The following is a 17,772-nucleotide window of genomic DNA, read 5'->3' on the forward strand; positions in this document are numbered from 1 at the left end:
AAAAAATGCTTGACAAAAAATATAAATATAGATATAATATGTTGGTGATATTATGGAATTGAATGAGATGTTAGAAGTCTCTATTCTGCTTGACTATTATAGAAATCTTTTAAGTGATAGACAAAAAGAATATTTGTTAGAGCACTTCGAGGAAGACCTATCTCTTACAGAGATTGGAAAGAAGTATAATGTAAGTAGACAAGCTGTCTATGATAACATAAGAAGAGGAATAAAAATTTTGAGAGATTATGAAGAAAAGATAGGATTTCATAAAAGAGATTTAGAATTACTATCACAGTTAAAAGAGCTGAAAAAAGATTTCACAATTAAAAAACTGGATGAAATAATCGAAAAAAACTTTTAGTAGGGGTGGCCATGTTAGAAAATTTAGGAAATAGATTCCAAGACATAATGAAAAAAGTAAGAGGTCATGGAAAACTAAGCGAAAGTAATATAAAAGAGGCTTTACGTGAAGTTAGAATGTCTTTACTAGAGGCCGATGTAAACTACAAAGTTGTTAAAGAATTTGTTGCAAAGATTCAAGAGAAAGCTATTGGAGCTGAAGTTTTAACTGGGATTAATCCAGGGCAGCAATTTATAAAAATAGTAAATGATGAGTTGGTAGAGTTATTAGGTGGTACAAACTCTAGACTTACAAAAAGTGCTAAAAATCCTACAGTAGTAATGCTTGCGGGACTTCAAGGTGCTGGAAAAACAACTTTTGCAGGTAAATTAGCAAAATACTTAAAAAAACAAGGTGAAAAGCCATACTTAATAGGAGCAGATATTTATAGACCTGCTGCTATGAAGCAGTTAGAGGTTTTAGCACAACAAGTTGGTGTTGATGTTTACTTTGAACTTGGAAGTAATGATGCTGTTGGAATTTGTGAAAGAGGTTTAGAAAAAGCAAAAGAAGCTGGAGCAACATATTTAATTATAGATACTGCTGGAAGATTACATATAGATGAAAAATTAATGGAAGAGTTAAAAGAGGTTAAAAAAGTTGTGAGACCTCAAGAAATTCTGCTAGTAGTTGATGCGATGATAGGACAAGATGCAGTTAATCTTGCTCAATCATTTAATAACGCATTAAGTATTGATGGAGTTGTACTTACAAAATTTGATGGAGATACTAGAGGTGGAGCAGCATTATCTGTTAAATCTGTAGTTGGAAAACCTATTAAATTTGTAGGAACTGGAGAAAAAATTGATGACTTAGAGTTATTCCATCCTGAAAGATTAGCTTCAAGAATTCTTGGAATGGGAGATGTAGTTTCTTTAGTTGAAAAGGCACAAGAAGCAATTGGTGAAGAGGATGCTAAATCTCTTGAGGAGAAAATTAGAACTCAAAAGTTTGATTTAGATGATTTCTTAAAGCAATTACAAAATATAAAAAAATTAGGTTCTCTAGGAAACATATTAAAAATGATTCCTGGTATGGGACAAATTGGAGATTTAGCACCAGCTGAAAAAGAGATGAAAAAAGTTGAGGCTATTATTCAATCAATGACTAGAGAGGAAAGAAAAAAACCTGAAATATTAAAAGCTAGTCGTAAGCTAAGAATTGCAAAAGGTAGTGGAACAGAAGTTGCTGACATTAATAAGCTACTGAAACAATTTGAACAAATGAGAGAAATGATGAAAATGTTCTCAACTGGAAAGTTCCCACAACTTCCTGGAATGGGTGGAAGAAAAGGTGGAATGAAGTTTCCATTTTAAATAGAGAAAAATAGAGGCAATACCAAAAATAAAAAAATAGAAATATAAAAGGAGAAGTGATTTTAGATGTTAAAATTAAGATTAACTAGAATGGGAAGCAAAAAGAGACCTGTATACAGAATAGCTGCAATGGAAGCTTTATCAAGAAGAGATGGAAAAGCAGTAGCTTACTTAGGAAACTACTATCCATTAGAAGAAGGAAAAGTAACTCTTAAAGAAGAGGAGATTGTAAAATTCCTTATGAACGGAGCACAACCTACAAGAACAGTTAAGTCATTATTAGACAAAGCTGGAGTTTGGGCAAAGTTCGAAGCTGCAAAGAAAAACTAATTCTAAGAATTTAGGTGCCTGTAAAGGCACCTTTTTTTCTGTTTGTGTTAGACATTGATTATTAAAATGTGGTATAATACAAGGTAAATTCAACTATGAAAAGGAGATGGATTAATGGATACACTCTTTAATAGAATTGCAAAAGAAATGGGATTAAAAGTTGAACAAGTTGCAAACACGATAAAACTTTTAGATGAAGGATCAACAGTACCATTTATAGCAAGATATAGAAAAGAAGTTACTGAGAATTTAGATGAAACAAATATTTTAAAAATATCAGAATTAATAACTTACTTAAGAAACTTAGAAATAAGAAAAGAAGAGGTTATTAGATTAATCGAAGAACAAGGAAAGTTAACAGATGAGTTAAAAAATCAAATACTTTTAGCTGAAAAACTTCAGATGGTAGAAGATTTATATTTTCCTTATAAGAAAAAAAGAAAAACAAAAGCAGACGTAGCAAAAGAACAAGGATTAGAACCTTTAGCTGAAAAAATCTACCAATTAAAAACTTTAGATGAACTTGAGAAAGAAAGTTTAGCATTCATAAATGAAGAGGTAGAAAGTGTAGAAAAAGCTATTGAAGGAGCAAAATTAATTGTAGCTCAAAATCTTTCAGAGACATTAGAGTATAGAGAGAGATTAAGAGAAGATATGCTAAAAAAAGCTATTATAGTTGCCAAGAAAAGTAAAAAAGCAGAAGAGCTTGATACAAAACAGATATATAAAGATTATTATGAATATACTGAACCTGTAAAAAAAGCTTTATCTCATAGAATTTTAGCTTTAAATAGAGGAGAAAATGAGGGAGTATTAACAGTTTCTTTAAATTTTGAAGAAAAAGATAGAGAAAGTGTAGAAAGATACTTATTAAAAGATTTTAAAAATAAAGAGTTAAACTTTTTACACAAAGAAATTGTAGTTGATGCTTTAGATAGATTGATTTTACCTTCTATTGAAAGAGAAGTTAGAAATATTCTAACAGAAAAAGCAGAAGATGAGGCTATTGTAGTATTTAAAGAAAATTTAAAAAATCTTTTAATGCAACCTCCACTTCATGAAAAAAATATCTTAGCTTTGGATCCTGGTTATAGAACAGGATGTAAAGTGGCAGTTATAGATAAAAATGGATTTTTTAGAGAAAATACAGTATTTTATTTAGTAAAAGAAATGCATCATGAGAATCAGTTAAAAGATGCTGAAAGAAAAATGAAGGATTTCATAAAAAAATATAACATAGACATAATTGTTATTGGAAATGGAACTGCTTCAAGAGAGACAGAAAGTTTTGTAGCTAAAGTTTTAAAAACTGTAGATAGTGATGTGAAATATCTAATTGGAAACGAGGCAGGAGCATCAATTTATTCAGCTTCTAAAATAGCAGTTGAAGAATTTCCTGATTTAGATGTAACAGTTAGAGGAGCTATTTCAATTGGAAGAAGAATTCAAGATCCTCTAGCAGAGTTAGTTAAGATTGATCCAAAATCTATTGGAGTAGGTATGTACCAACATGATGTTAATCAAAAAAGATTAGACCAATCTCTTACAGAAGTTATAGAGTTAGTGGTAAATAATGTTGGAGTAAATGTAAATACAGCTTCTTGGGCACTACTTTCATATGTTTCTGGAATTAAGAAAAGTGTTGCAAAAAATATAGTAGATTATAGAAAAGAGAATGGGAACTTTAAGAATAGAAAAGAGTTATTAAAAGTTAAAGGCTTAGGAGCTAAAGCTTACGAGCAAATGGCTGGTTTCTTAATTATTCTTGACGGTGAAAATACTTTAGATAATACAATAATCCACCCTGAGTCTTATAAAATTGCTGAAGAAATATTATCATCTGTTAATCTCTCTTTAAAAGAGTATGGAGAAGATTTAGTTAAAGCTAAAGAAGTTTTAGAAGGATTTGACTATAAAACATTTGCTCAGAAAAATAGTTATGGATATGAAACAGTAAAAGATATATACGAAGCACTGGTTAAAGAAAGAAGAGACCCAAGAGATAGTATTCAAAAACCACTATTAAAATCAGATATATTAAATATAGATAATCTTCAGCCAGGTATGGAGTTAGAGGGTACAGTAAGAAATGTAATTAAGTTTGGTGCTTTTATAGATATAGGATTAAAAAATGATGCATTACTTCACATCTCAGAAATATCGGATAAATTTATAGATGACCCAAGTAAAGTTCTTTCAGTTGGTCAAATAATAAAGGTTAAAATAAAAGATATAGATAGAGAGAGGGAAAGAGTAGGCTTAACTAAAAAGGGGCTTTAAAGGATGAAAATAAGAAAAGATTCCTTGTTAATAAAAATAATTTTTTATAATGATATAGCAATATTTTTGACATCAATTTTAATCGCAATAGTTGTAATATTAACTTCATTCCAAGATATGGAACAAAGAATCGAAGACACTACTAAAAATAAGATGAACCTTCTTATGGGAAATTATAAATCTTATTTTGGAGAGATTAGAAATGATGTCTATAAAGAGATTGGAAAATATAGAATTAGTGAAGGGAATCAACAAATAGCAGAGATGCTAAAATATAATTTGTTAAAAGAAGATTTTAGAAATTATTATAACTCTGTAATAACTATTATCTCCTCAGAAGGAGAGCTATTGGGGGAGTATGGAAATAAGGGGAATTTAGGGACACTAAATGAAGATAATATACATATATTGCTTGAAACATCTAGTAAAAAGGAGTTTGAAGAGACTGGATATTATTTAGCTCAAGTTGACAATAAAATTTATGCGAGAGTCGTTATTCCATATGGAAATGAAACAACAACATATTATTTAGTAGTTTCAATTCCTATAAATAGAGATTTTTTAACTTCTTTAACAGATGGATTGGAATTAAGTTCAAAAGATAGAGTATATTTTGTAACTAATAGTCCAGATAAAGATGAACTTCAAGCTAAGTTTTTCTTTTCAAATAGAACATATAAAGAAATCTTAAAAAAAGATTATAAAAACTATTATTTGAATAAAAAAATCAATGGATTATCATATTATGTTGGAATTTATAATTTAATAGGTTATAATGATAGTTATTTAGGAAGTTTTATACTTTCATTATCAAAAGAAAGATTAACTGAAGAAAAGCTTATGACATCTATTTATATAGGTATTTTAGTTCTTTTAATAATGATTATAAGTTCTACAGTATCAAGTAAAGTATTTAGAAAATTATTGATGCCTCTTACACAAATAGCTGATTTAGCCGATGAAATTTCAAAGGGTGAAAAGGTTGATGATATAAAAGTTATTGGTCAAGGTGAGATTAGGACACTATCAATATCTTTTAAAGAGATGGTTGAAAAATTAAATATCGCCCAAGAAGATTTAACTATTCAAAATAAAGAGTTAGTTAGAAATATTGAAAGAATTGAAGCTATTGATAAACTTTTAATGGGTATGAATATAGAACAAGATACATTTAAAACTATAAAAAAACTTGTTTCAGGATTTACTTCAGAAGTTGGGCTTGGTTATAGTAGAGCAATGTATTTTAGATACAGTAGAGAAAATGATTATTTAATCGGAGAAGAAGTTGCTATAAATCGTAGTTTAAAAGAGGAAAGTAAAAAAGGTTTTAAATTTCAATTGAAAAATTTAAAAGAGCTAGTTTTATTTACAAAAGTTCCTATAAATAATGATAATTTATTAGCAAAATCATTTAAAGAACAAAAGATAATCTATAAAAATGATGCTGGATATAAATATGATTTAGGAAATGATGTTTTAAAAGCTATCGGATTAAAAAACTTCTTTATTTTTCCAATTCATGGAGCTGGAAAATTTTCAGGTGTAGTAGTAGTAGATAATTACGCAAAGGATATTAGAATTAATCAGGAAGAGTTAGAGTTATTAAATCTACTTTCGATGAATTTTTCTATAGGAATAAATAACAAAGAAACAATTTTAGATACTTTAGAAAGTGAAAGAGTTCTAACAATAGAAAAGTTAGCTACAAGATTTTTAAAGTTAAGAGGAGAAGTTGTTGAAAAGTTATTGAAATGTGTTGACTCAGAAAATCCTGGAGAAAAGATAATAGAGGAATTAACAACTATTAAGCCGTATTTAGCAAGAATTAAAGAGGATAATGAATCATTAAAAATTTATTCTGAAGAAATTGAAGATAAATATGAGCGAGTTAGTTTAGATAAAATAATAAATGAGACAATAGCAGACTATAGCCAAAAATTTAAAAGTGAAAATATTTCGATTTCATTTTTTAATGCTACAAGTGGAAGTGTCTTAGGTAGTAGAAGAAAATTAAAAAAAGTAATAAAAGAGCTTATAGATAATGCTTGTAATGCTCTCTTAGATAAACAAAATAATAGAAGGATAGATATAATTCTTTCTAAAAGAAAAATTAATGAAAAAATAGAGTTGAAAATTATTGATAATGGTATTGGAATATCATCTAAACAATTGGAAGATATTTACGAACCGTTTATAAGTTATTCTCCTCAAACCTTAGGGTTAGGATTGTTTTTCGTCCATAAGGTGATAAAAGACCATGGTGGAGTAATAAAACATTTTTCAGAAGAGGGGAATAGTACTGAAGTAAAAATAACTTTAAATGCATATAAGGAGGAAGTCTAATGGAAGAAAAAGATTACGGGAAAACGTTGAACCTTCCGAAAACAAGTTTCCAAATGAGGGCAAACTTACCAACGAAGGAACCAAACATCTTAAAAAAGTGGGAAGATGAAAAAATTTATGAAAAGGGATTACAAAAGGGAAGTAAAACATTTATACTTCACGATGGACCTCCGTACGCAAACGGTGGAATCCATATAGGTCATGCTTTAAATAAAATATTAAAAGATATAATTTTAAAGTATAAAAGATTATCTGGATACACAGTACCTTACGTTCCTGGATGGGATACTCATGGACTACCAATAGAATTAAAGGTAAGTGAGGAATTAGGTGCAAAAATGAAAGAAATGTCACCTCTTGAAATCAGAGAGAAGTGTACAGAATATGCTAAAAAATGGGTAGAAATTCAAAAAGAAGGATTCCAAAGATTAGGAGTTTTAGGAGAGTGGGATAAGCCATACTTAACTTTAAATCCTGAGTATGAAGCAAAGCAATTAGAAGTATTTGGTGAGCTTTATGAAAATGGATATATTTTTAAAGGGTTAAAGCCAATTTACTGGTCACCAGTAACAGAAACAGCTTTAGCAGAAGCTGAAATTGAGTATAAAAATCATGTTTCTCCATCTATTTATGTAAAAATGGAAGCTAACAAAGAGATTATGGATAAGTTAGATATGACAGAACCATTATATCTAGTTATCTGGACAACTACTCCATGGACTTTACCTGCAAATACAGGAATTGCTTTAAATGGAGAGTTTGAGTACGGAATATATAAAACAGAAAAAGGAAATCTAATTTTAGCAAAAGTTTTAGCAGATAAGGCATTTAGCGACATGGGAATAAAAGAGATGGAGCTAGTAAAAGAGTTTGTTGGAGCTGACTTAGAGAACTTAACATATAAACATCCATTCTTAGATAGAACAGGAAAAGTGGTACTAGGAACACATGTAACTGCTGAAGCAGGAACAGGAGTTGTACATACTGCACCAGGACATGGTCAAGATGACTATGTTGTAGGAGTTAGATACGGATTACCAATCATTTCTCCAATTAATAATAAAGGAGTATTAACAGAGGAAGCTGGACAATTTGCTGGATTATTCTATAAAAAAGCAAATAAAGTTATAGCAGAGCACTTAACAGAAACAGGGCACTTATTAAGCTACAAAGAGTTTGAGCACTCTTATCCTCATGACTGGAGATCAAAAACTCCAGTAATCTTTAGAGCAACTGAGCAATGGTTTATAAGATGTGAAGGTTCAGATTTAAGAGAAAAGGCATTAAGAGCTTTAGATGATGTTAAATTTGTTCCAGAGTGGGGAAGAAATAGAATAGGTTCTATGTTAGAGACAAGACCTGACTGGTGTATCTCAAGACAAAGAACATGGGGAGTACCAATTCCTGTATTCTATAATGAAGCAACAGGAAAAGAGATATTCGAAAGAGAAATTTTAGATAGAGTTATTGAACTTGTTAAAAAAGAAGGGTCAGCAGCTTGGGTAAAATATTCGGCTGAGGAATTAATTGGAGAAGATCTATTAGTTAAGTATAATCTAAAAGGATTAGAATTAAGAAAAGAAACAAATATAATGGACGTTTGGTTTGACTCAGGAGTATCTCATAGATCAGTTCTAGAGACTAGAGAGGGATTACATAGACCAGCTGACTTATATTTAGAAGGATCAGATCAACATAGAGGATGGTTCCAAACATCACTATTAACATCAGTTGGATCAACAGGAGATGCACCATTTAAAATGTTATTAACTCACGGATTTGTAAATGACGGAGAAGGTAAGAAAATGTCAAAATCAGTAGGAAATGTTGTGGCTCCTCAAGATATAATTAAAGTTTATGGAGCAGATATACTAAGATTATGGTGTGCATCAGTTGATTATAGAGAAGATGTAAAAATATCTGATAATATTTTAAAACAAATGGCAGAAGCTTATAGAAGAGTAAGAAATACAGCTAGATATATATTAGGAAACTCAGCAGATTTTAATCCGTTAACAGATGCAGTAGCTTATGAGGACTTAATGGAAATTGATAAGTGGGCATTAAATAAATTAGAAAGATTAAAAAGGGTAGTAACAGAATCATATGAAAAATATGAGTTCTATAACTTATTCCAAGAAATTCATTATTTCTCAGGAATTGATATGTCAGCATTCTATTTAGATATAATCAAAGATAGATTATATGCTGAAAAAGCTGATTCTAAAGAAAGAAGAGCAGCACAAACAGTAATGTCAGAAGTTTTAGTAACGTTAACTAAAATGGTAGCACCTATATTATCATTTACAGCTGAAGAGATTTGGGAAACTTTACCAGAATCATTAAAGGATTCAGAGTCAGTATTATTAACTGATTGGTATGTAAATAATGATCAATACTTAAATGATGAATTAGATACAAAGTGGGAAGAGATTGTAAAGTTAAGAAAAGATGTTAATAAAACATTAGAGTTAGCAAGACAAGGTGAAAATAAGATAATAGGAAACTCTTTAGATGCAAAAGTTATTTTAAGTGCAGATAATACAGAGTTAGCAAAATTCTTAGAAGATAATAAAGAGATTTTAGAAGAGGTATTTATCGTTTCTCAATTAGTAATTGCTAATGAAAAAGATGATTCATTTGTAAAAGGTGAGGAGCAAGAAGCTTTATTTGTAAAAGTTGAGCACGCAGATGGAGAGAAGTGTGAAAGATGTTGGAAATACTCGACAGAGTTAGGAACTAATCCAGAGCATCCAACAGTATGTCCAAGATGTACATCAGCACTAGTTGATTAATTATTCAAAGAGGTGAGCTGTGTTATATATAGGGATAATATTTTTATTAGTATTCTTAGATCAAATATCCAAATATGAAATAGATACTTGGTTAGTAGAAGGAGAAACTTTCCCAATTCTGGGAGAGTTTTTCCATCTAACTTATGTAAAAAATAGAGGAATAGCCTTTGGAATGTTTCAAGGAAAACTTGATATAATCTCTATTTTAACAATTGTAGTGATATTTGGATTAGGTTTTTACTTTTTTAAAAATAGAAATAAATTTTCAGTTATTGAGAAGTTAGGGTATTCATTTATTTTAGGTGGAGCAATAGGAAATATTATTGATAGAATCTATAGAGGATTTGTCATTGATATGATTGACTTTAGAGGTATATGGGTATTTGTATTTAATCTAGCTGATGTTTGGATAAATATAGGGGTTATTTTAATAATAGTAGATAGCTTACTAGATAGTAAAAGGAAAAAGAAAGATTAGGAGGAAGTGAAATGACATTTCAAGAGATGATATTTGCTCTTCAGCAGTATTGGAGTTCAAAAGGGTGTATCATTGGAAATCCATACGATATAGAAACAGGAGCTGGAACATTTAATCCGAATACATTTTTAATGTCTTTAGGACCAGAGCCATGGAATGTAGCATATGTTGAACCATCAAGAAGACCAAAGGATGGTAGATATGGAGAAAATCCAAATAGAGTTTATCAACACCACCAATTTCAAGTTATAATGAAACCATCACCAGACAACATTCAAGAGCTTTATTTAGAATCACTAAAAGTTTTAGGAATCGATCCTTTAAAGCATGATATTCGTTTTGTTGAAGATGACTGGGAGTCACCAACATTAGGAGCATGGGGATTAGGATGGGAAGTATGGCTAGATGGAATGGAAGTAACTCAGTTTACATATTTCCAACAAGTTGGAGGATTGGAGTTAGAAGTTGTTCCTGTTGAAATAACATACGGATTAGAAAGATTAGCATTATATATTCAAAATAAAGAAAATGTGTATGATTTAGAGTGGGCACCAGGAATTAAATATGGAGATATGAGATATCAGTACGAGTATGAAAATTCAAAATACTCATTTGAAGTAGCAGATTTAGAAAGCCACTTTAGATGGTTTGATGATTATGAAAAAGAAGCTGATAGAGCATTAAACGAAAATTTAGTAATGCCAGCATATGACTATGTTTTAAAATGTTCTCACACATTCAACGTTCTAGACTCAAGAGGAGCAATCTCTACAACAGAGAGAATGGCTTATATTTTAAGAGTTAGAAACCTAGCTAAGAGATGTGCAGAAGTATTTGTACAAAATAGAAAAGAACTAGGATACCCTTTACTGAAAAAAAAGTAAAAGGAAAAAAGAGGAGGAATAGAAAGTGAGATTACTTTTTGAAATAGGAATGGAAGAGTTACCTGCAAGATTCCTTGTTCAAACTCTAAAAGAGATGAAAGAGAACTTAGAAGGTAAGTTAAATGAAAAAAGAATAAAATTTGATGAAATAAAAACTTTTGGAACACCAAGAAGACTGGTTGTTTTAGTAGAGGGATTGGCAGAAACTCAAGAAAACTTAGATATCTTAAATATGGGACCTGCAAAACAAGTTGCTTTTGGTGAAAATGGAGAAATTTCAAGAGCAGGATTAGGATTTGCTAAATCTCAAGGCGTAGAAGCTACAGATTTAGAAATCATAGAAACTCCTAAAGGGGAGTATATAGCAGTTAGAAAGTTTTTAAAAGGTGAATGTACAAAAGCTCTACTTTCTGATCTTTTAAAAGAATTGGTACTAGAGATAAACTTCCCTAAATCAATGAAGTGGGGAATGAAAAAATTAAAGTTTGCTAGACCAATTCAATGGTTCTTAGCTTTAGTAGATGGAGAAATAGTAAATTTTGAAATAGAAGGAATAAAAAGTGGAAGAGCATCTAGAGGGCACAGATTCTTTGGAAGTAATTTTGAGGTTTCTACTATTGATGAATATTTTGAAAAAATAAAAGAAAATAATGTAATTATAGATGTTGAAGAGAGAAAGAACTTAATTAAGAAACTTATAAAAGAAAAATGTGAGGATTCTAATGAGCAAGTTTTAGTAGATGAAGATTTATTAAAAGAGGTTGCAAACTTAGTTGAATATCCATATCCAATAGTTGGAACATTTAATTCTGATTTCTTAGAAGTTCCCCAAGATGTTTTAATTATATCTATGCAAGTTCACCAAAGATATTTTCCTATTTTAGATTTAGAAGGAAAACTTTTACCTAAATTTGTTGTAATTAGAAATGGTATTGAAGATTCTGAACAAGTTAGAAAAGGAAATGAGAAGGTTTTATCTGCGAGACTTGCTGATGCAAGATTCTTCTACCACGAAGATTTAAAGAAGCCTCTAGTAGAAAATGTGGAGAAATTAAAACAAGTTGTATTCCAAAAAGATTTAGGAACTATATATAACAAAATTGAAAGATCTCAAAAAATAGCAGATTATTTAATAGAAGCTACAGGAATGGAAACTAGAAAAGAAACTATTGATAGAACAATTTTACTAGCAAAAGCTGATTTAGTTTCTAACATGATTGGAGAAAAAGAGTTTACAAAACTTCAAGGATTTATGGGAGCAGACTATGCACTAAAATCAGGAGAGTCTGAGTTAGTAGCAAAGGGAATTGAAGAACACTATTACCCAAGATATCAAGGAGATCTTTTACCAAAAGGTGTAGAAGGAATTATAGCAGGAATATCTGATAGAATAGACACTCTTTGTGGATGTTTTGGTGTTGGAATAATTCCAAGTGGTTCTAAGGATCCATTTGCTTTAAGAAGAGCAGCTTTAGGTATTGTAAATATTGTTTTAGATTCAAATTTAAATATTTCTTTAAAGGCTTTAGTGGAAAGAGCTTTAGACACACTTGCTGCTGCAGGAGTATTAAAAAGAGATAAAGCTGAAGTTTTAAATGAAGTAATGGAGTTCTTTAAGCAAAGAGCATTAAATGTATTTACAGAAATGGGATATTCAAAGGATATTGTATCTGCAGTTGTAGATAAGAGTTTTGATAACTTAGTTGATACTTTATTAAGAATAAAAGCAGTTGATGAATTTACAAAAATGGATAGCTTTAATAACTTAGTTTCATTAATGAAAAGAGTTGGAAATATCTCTAAAGGATTTGAGGGAGTTATGGTAGATCCTAATCTTTTAAAAGAAGAGATAGAGAAAGAACTATTTGATAAATCTCAAGAAGTTGCAAGAGATGCAAAAGAGATGTTAGTTGCTAAAAATTATATAGGATACTTAAATGTACTTTTATCAACTGAAGATATTATCAATAGATACTTTGAATCTATAATGGTAATGGACAAAGATGAGGTTATAAAAAATAATAGATTATCACAGCTTAATTATATAGCTACAATCTTTAATAAAATGGTTAATTTAACATTAATTGAAGAGAAAAAATAAAAAAATATTGACTAAATAATACAAATAATATATAATTTAGTTACAAAAAAAACAAAATCATCAAGAGAGACTGAGGGACTGGCCCTATGACGTTTCAGCAACCTACCTTAGAGGTGTGGTGCTAATTCCAGAAAGATGACTTATAAGAGCATAAAGCCTTTTATCTTTCTGGAGAGATAAAAGGCTTTTTTTATCTCTTTTGATTAATATTTAGGAGGAAACAATGAAAAATTTAACTTACTTTACTTCGGAGTGTGTATCACCAGGACATCCAGATAAAATAGCAGATCAAATATCAGATGCAGTATTAGACGCATGTATTAAAAATGATCCAGCAGCAAGAGTAGCTTGTGAGGTTTTCTGTACAACAGGACAAGTTGTTGTAGGAGGAGAGATAACAACAACAACTTATATTGATATACAAGATATAGTTAGAAATAAAATAGATGAAATTGGATATAAACAAGGAATGGGATTTGATTCAGATTGCGGAGTTTTAAATGCAATTCATTCTCAATCTCCTGATATAGCTATGGGTGTAGATGTAGGAGGAGCAGGAGATCAAGGAATAATGTTTGGTGGAGCTGTAAAAGAAACACCGGAGTTAATGCCATTAGCATTAGTTTTAGCAAGAGAAATAATTGTAAAATTGACTAGATTAACAAGATCAAAAGAGTTAGTTTGGGCAAGACCAGATGCAAAGTCTCAAGTTACATTAGCTTATGATGAGAATGGAAAAGTTGTAGGAGTAGATACTGTTGTAGTTTCAGTTCAACATAATCCAGATGTAACTCAAGAGCAAATTCATAAAGATGTAAAAGAGCTAGTAATAAAGCCAGTTTTAGAAGCATATAACTTAAATGCAGAAGAAGTAAAAAATTATCATATAAATCCAACTGGAAGATTCGTAATTGGAGGACCACATGGAGATACAGGATTAACTGGAAGAAAAATAATTGTTGATACTTATGGTGGGTTTTTCAGACATGGAGGAGGAGCTTTCTCTGGAAAGGATCCTTCAAAGGTTGATAGATCAGCTGCATATGCAGCTAGATGGGTAGCAAAAAATATTGTTGCAGCAGACTTAGCTGATAAATGTGAAGTTCAATTATCATATGCTATTGGAGTAGTTGAGCCAACATCTGTAAAAGTGGAAACGTTTGGAACAGGAAAAGTAGATGAAATTAAATTAGCTGAAGCTGTTCAAAATGTATTTGATTTAACACCAAGAGGAATTGAAAGAGATTTAGAGTTAAGAAGTGGAAACTTTAATTATCAAGATTTAGCAGCTTTTGGACATATTGGAAGAACAGATTTAGATTTACCTTGGGAAAGAGTAAATAAAGCTGAAGAGTTAAAAAAATATTTAAACAGATAATACTATACGAAAAAAGGGAAGAATGTACTTCCCTTTTTTTTATTTTAGTGTTAAGCTATAAAAAAAGAAAAGGAGAGGTGAATTATGAAATATTTATTTGTAAATTATCCTAAATGTTCAACGTGTGCAAAGGCAAAAAAATGGCTAGAAGAAAATGGAGTGGATTTTGAGTCAAGACATATTGTTGAAAATAAACCAACAAAAGAGGAGTTAAAAAAATGGATTACTTTAAGTGGTCAGCCAATAAAAAAGTTTTTTAATACAAGTGGTATTCTATATAGAGAGATGAACTTAAAGGAAAAAGTAGCTCAAAACAATGAAGATGAACTTTTAGATATTCTATCAACTAATGGAATGTTAGTAAAAAGACCGCTACTTATAGGGAAAGACAAGGTTTTAATAGGATTTAAAGAAAAAGAATGGGAAGAGATAAAAAATTAAAAAACTATTGACAAAGAATGAAAAAAATGGTACTATTATTATGTAGCAACAACGCGTCAGCGATAGTTGCCCCGTTCGTTCAGTGGTAAGGACAATAGATTTTCACTCTATAAACAGGGGTTCGATTCCCCTACGGGGTACCATTTGGAAGCATAGCTCAGTTGGGAGAGCACCTGCCTTACAAGCAGGGGGTCACTGGTTCAAGTCCAGTTGTTTCCACCATTTGAACTTTTAAAGCACATATGTGCTTTTTTTTTATTTTTTGTAAAATAAAAAAAGGGATAAATTATGCTTAGCCCTTTTTTACAATTGCTTTTTCAAAAGATTAGTTGTATCTAGTTTATAAGACTCTTTATTGTTTAAAAAATTAAGAACATCTTCAGTTAGGTCAACACCACCATAAATTGTAGCACTTTTTTCAATAACCATTTCTAAATTTTTTTGTTTTCCAATTAAAATAGCAACAGAATCTATTTCGAATTTTATATCATAAATAAAATTTTGTTGATCCTCTTGAAAAACACGTTCAGAAGTCTCAATCTTTTCTTGAAATTGTTTTTTTAAATCTAATAATTTTTTTTTGTCATCTTCTGTAATTTTTGAATTTGATTTGATAATCTTCTCTTGTTCTAATAAGCTTTGTCTTAATCCTTCAATTTCTGAATTTAACTCTAATCTTTTATTTTCAAGTTTTTCTTCCATTTCAAAACGCTTATTGTATTGACTAAAGATGTATTCAGAGTCGATAACTCCAATATTGAGTGCAAAGGCTGAAGTGGTCATAAAAAGCAATAGAAATAAAACATTCATATAAATACTCCTTTTTGTGGAATTTTATTCTTATTATACATTATTTTGTCAATATTTGATATAATATTTAAAAGAAAAATAAAAAGAGGGTGGAGAATTGAATAAGAAACTAAAAATATTTTTACTTTTGATACAGATATTTGGTATCGGGCTTTCTTTATATTATAGAAAATTTTTATTAACAGTTGCGGTAGTTTTAATGTTAATATATAATCTATACGTTTTTTTTAAATGGAAAAAAATAAAAATGAAAAATAATTTTATACTAAGATCGTTTATAGCTTCAGATATAATTTTATTTTGTTTTTTTATTTTAATATTTAGAATGATTCAGATACAATTATTTGATTCAAACAATTATAAAGAAGCTATAAATAAGCAGATAAATGTCGAAAGAAGAGAAGGTGGAGAAAGAGGAAACATATACGATTCAAAGGGAAAAGGGTTAGCATATAGTATTAATATGTACGAATTATCAGTTGATCCCAAAAGATTTATAAAATCTTTAGAGGCACCTGAAGCTTTAAAAGAGTTAGTAAATAAGAAGTATATAAGAGATAACTATAGACCATTGTTAAATACAATAAATAAACTAGGAAAAGAGGAAAGAGTTTATAAAAGATTAAACAGGAATATAGATGATGTAGAGAAAAAAGAGATTGAAGAGATTTTAGAAAAATATAATATAAAAGGTAAAAATATTATATTTTTAAGTGGAAGAAAAGAAAGAAGATATTACAAGCCGGATCAATATTTCTTTTTAGTTGGAAATATAGGTTTTAAGAAGGGTACAGAAAAAGAAGGGATTTTTGGAATAGAACTTTTTTATGAAAATTATTTAAAAGGGGATAAAATATCTAGAATAATCCCAAGTATTAGAAGTTTAGGAATCGGATTGCCTACTTCTAGTGCTAGAACAAAAGTTAATTTAGATGGTATGAATATTCATTTAACTGTTGATAATGATTTACAATATATTTTAAATGATGAAATGGAAAAACAGTTTAAAAAAACAAATTCAGAAGAGGCGTACGCTGTTTTAATGGATCCAAATAATGGTAAAATATTAGCAACTTCATTTTTTAGAAAAAATAAAAAAAATGTAGCTAATCCAATATTCCAATCCCAAGTAGAGCCGGGATCTATATTTAAACCACTTGTAATAGCCGCAGCCTTACAAGAGAAAAAAATAAGAAGAAATACTAATTTTGATATTGGAAATGGAACCATAACGAAATATAAACATACTATAAGAGAAAGTAGTAGAAGTGTAAAAGGTATTTTAACAACTGAAGAGATATTAAAAAAGTCAAGTAACGTAGGAATGGTATTAATAGGAGATAAATTTACAAATGAGGAGTTTGACTCATATTTAGAGAGATTTGGATTATATGATAAAACAGGTGTTGATTATCCTTATGAAAAAAAACCTAGAAGAGAATCTGTAAAAAGATGGAATGGATTGAAAAAAAGTACAATGTCCTTTGGACAAGGAATTGCCGTAACACCAATTCAAATGATAACGGCTTTTTCCGCAGTAATAAATGGTGGAGTAATGTATCAACCATATATAGTTGATAAAATAACAGATAGAGATGGTTTAGTAGTTAGAAGAAATTTACCTATACAAAAAGGGAAAATTATAACAGAAGCAGTATCAAAAGAGATGAGAGCGATGATGGAGTTAGCTGTATTGGAAGGAACTGTAAAAAAAGCTCATGTTGATGATTATAGAATAGGTGGAAAAACAGGAACTGCTCAATATAGTGAACATGGAAGATATGTAAAGCATGAATATTTATCATCTGTAATGGGATTTTTTCCTGTAGAAAAACCTCAGTATATACTACTAGCTATGTTTTTTAAGCCTCAAGGAGATGTTTTGTATGATAAATATGGCGGAACAGCAGCAGCTCCAGTATTAGGAGAAGTTGTAAAAAGGGTAACTAAGATAAAAAATATTTATTCACAAAAGATAGAGAACATAAGAGTTCAAGGAAAACGAAGTTTGAGAAGTATAGAAAATAATGAAGAATTAGTTATAATGCCAGATCTAAAAGGGTTAAGTGCCAGAGAGGTTATTGAAATTTTTAAGGGTAGTGATATTGAAGTTGAATTAACAGGAACAGGTGTTGTTCAAAGTCAAAGCGTTGAACCACAAAAAGAATTGGTAGATATAAAGAAAATAAAAATAAAATTAAACTAGGAGAAAG

The 17,772-nt window shown here is 29.8% G+C and carries 13 protein-coding genes, 2 tRNA genes and 1 riboswitch; of the genes, 14 read left to right on the forward strand and 1 reads right to left on the reverse strand.

What is annotated here, in order from left to right; genetic code table 11:
- Nucleotides 1–52: 52 nt before the first annotated feature.
- The 13 genes from ylxM (at nucleotide 53) to H5J23_RS04560 (ending at nucleotide 14,971) form a co-directional block, all read left to right on the forward strand.
- Complete coding sequence (ylxM, locus tag H5J23_RS04500) at nucleotides 53–364, forward strand: YlxM family DNA-binding protein (protein WP_023051403.1); 312 nt, start codon at nucleotides 53–55, stop codon at nucleotides 362–364.
- An 11-nt stretch (nucleotides 365–375) separates the two neighbouring features.
- The gene (gene ffh / locus H5J23_RS04505; protein ID WP_023051404.1) at nucleotides 376–1,719 is read left to right on the forward strand and encodes a signal recognition particle protein; all 1,344 of its coding nucleotides are present in this window, start codon (nucleotides 376–378) and stop codon (nucleotides 1,717–1,719) included.
- A gap of 66 nt (nucleotides 1,720–1,785) precedes the next feature.
- Complete coding sequence (gene rpsP, locus H5J23_RS04510; RefSeq protein WP_023051405.1) at nucleotides 1,786–2,049, forward strand: 30S ribosomal protein S16; 264 nt, start codon at nucleotides 1,786–1,788, stop codon at nucleotides 2,047–2,049.
- Between the two features lie 114 nt (nucleotides 2,050–2,163).
- Complete coding sequence (locus H5J23_RS04515) at nucleotides 2,164–4,329, forward strand: Tex family protein (RefSeq protein ID WP_023051406.1); 2,166 nt, start codon at nucleotides 2,164–2,166, stop codon at nucleotides 4,327–4,329.
- A 3-nt stretch (nucleotides 4,330–4,332) separates the two neighbouring features.
- Entirely contained in the window at nucleotides 4,333–6,672 is a 2,340-nt protein-coding gene (locus tag H5J23_RS04520) for a sensor histidine kinase (RefSeq protein WP_023051407.1), read from the forward strand.
- On the forward strand, nucleotides 6,672–9,467 hold the full coding sequence (gene ileS / locus H5J23_RS04525) for an isoleucine--tRNA ligase (protein WP_023051408.1): 2,796 nt from the start codon (nucleotides 6,672–6,674) through the stop codon (nucleotides 9,465–9,467). The genes H5J23_RS04520 and ileS overlap by 1 nt, the downstream gene beginning before the upstream one ends.
- Nucleotides 9,468–9,486: 19 nt before the next feature.
- The gene (gene lspA, locus H5J23_RS04530; protein WP_023051409.1) at nucleotides 9,487–9,945 is read left to right on the forward strand and encodes a signal peptidase II; all 459 of its coding nucleotides are present in this window, start codon (nucleotides 9,487–9,489) and stop codon (nucleotides 9,943–9,945) included.
- 11 nt (nucleotides 9,946–9,956) lie between these two features.
- Entirely contained in the window at nucleotides 9,957–10,829 is an 873-nt protein-coding gene (glyQ, locus tag H5J23_RS04535) for a glycine--tRNA ligase subunit alpha (RefSeq protein WP_023051410.1), read from the forward strand.
- A 25-nt stretch (nucleotides 10,830–10,854) separates the two neighbouring features.
- Nucleotides 10,855–12,930, forward strand: a complete 2,076-nt coding sequence (gene glyS / locus H5J23_RS04540; protein ID WP_023051411.1) for a glycine--tRNA ligase subunit beta — start codon at nucleotides 10,855–10,857, stop codon at nucleotides 12,928–12,930.
- 54 nt (nucleotides 12,931–12,984) lie between these two features.
- Nucleotides 12,985–13,072: riboswitch (SAM riboswitch) on the forward strand.
- 81 nt (nucleotides 13,073–13,153) lie between these two features.
- A complete protein-coding gene (metK, locus tag H5J23_RS04545) occupies nucleotides 13,154–14,308 on the forward strand; it encodes a methionine adenosyltransferase (RefSeq protein ID WP_185891116.1) in 1,155 nt (384 codons plus the stop codon).
- An 84-nt stretch (nucleotides 14,309–14,392) separates the two neighbouring features.
- Complete coding sequence (locus tag H5J23_RS04550; RefSeq protein WP_023051413.1) at nucleotides 14,393–14,749, forward strand: arsenate reductase family protein; 357 nt, start codon at nucleotides 14,393–14,395, stop codon at nucleotides 14,747–14,749.
- A 68-nt stretch (nucleotides 14,750–14,817) separates the two neighbouring features.
- Nucleotides 14,818–14,892, forward strand: a tRNA-Glu gene (locus H5J23_RS04555).
- Nucleotides 14,893–14,895: 3 nt separating this feature from the next.
- Nucleotides 14,896–14,971: transfer RNA gene (locus tag H5J23_RS04560), tRNA-Val, on the forward strand.
- Nucleotides 14,972–15,052: 81 nt separating this feature from the next.
- Here the strand turns inward: H5J23_RS04560 and H5J23_RS04565 are convergent.
- Nucleotides 15,053–15,559, reverse strand: coding sequence for an OmpH family outer membrane protein (locus H5J23_RS04565; RefSeq protein WP_023051414.1), 507 nt, complete (start codon nucleotides 15,557–15,559; stop codon nucleotides 15,053–15,055).
- Between the two features lie 97 nt (nucleotides 15,560–15,656).
- On the opposite strand from H5J23_RS04565, the gene H5J23_RS04570 reads away from it, so the two are divergent.
- Nucleotides 15,657–17,765, forward strand: coding sequence for a penicillin-binding protein (locus H5J23_RS04570; RefSeq protein WP_185891118.1), 2,109 nt, complete (start codon nucleotides 15,657–15,659; stop codon nucleotides 17,763–17,765).
- The last annotated feature ends 7 nt before the right edge of the window (nucleotides 17,766–17,772 follow it).

The organism is Cetobacterium sp. 2G large, from assembly GCF_014250655.1.
Taxonomy (GTDB): Bacteria; Fusobacteriota; Fusobacteriia; order Fusobacteriales; family Fusobacteriaceae; genus Cetobacterium_A; species Cetobacterium_A somerae.

Coding starts and splice junctions, on each gene's coding strand:
- ileS (WP_023051408.1), top strand. CDS start 6,672: ATGGAAGAAAAAGATTACGGGAAAACGTTGAACCTTCCGAAAACAAGT.
- H5J23_RS04565 (WP_023051414.1), bottom strand. CDS start 15,559: ATGAATGTTTTATTTCTATTGCTTTTTATGACCACTTCAGCCTTTGCA.
- rpsP (WP_023051405.1), top strand. CDS start 1,786: ATGTTAAAATTAAGATTAACTAGAATGGGAAGCAAAAAGAGACCTGTA.
- glyQ (WP_023051410.1), top strand. CDS start 9,957: ATGACATTTCAAGAGATGATATTTGCTCTTCAGCAGTATTGGAGTTCA.
- ylxM (WP_023051403.1), top strand. CDS start 53: ATGGAATTGAATGAGATGTTAGAAGTCTCTATTCTGCTTGACTATTAT.
- metK (WP_185891116.1), top strand. CDS start 13,154: ATGAAAAATTTAACTTACTTTACTTCGGAGTGTGTATCACCAGGACAT.
- H5J23_RS04515 (WP_023051406.1), top strand. CDS start 2,164: ATGGATACACTCTTTAATAGAATTGCAAAAGAAATGGGATTAAAAGTT.
- H5J23_RS04520 (WP_023051407.1), top strand. CDS start 4,333: ATGAAAATAAGAAAAGATTCCTTGTTAATAAAAATAATTTTTTATAAT.
- H5J23_RS04550 (WP_023051413.1), top strand. CDS start 14,393: ATGAAATATTTATTTGTAAATTATCCTAAATGTTCAACGTGTGCAAAG.
- ffh (WP_023051404.1), top strand. CDS start 376: ATGTTAGAAAATTTAGGAAATAGATTCCAAGACATAATGAAAAAAGTA.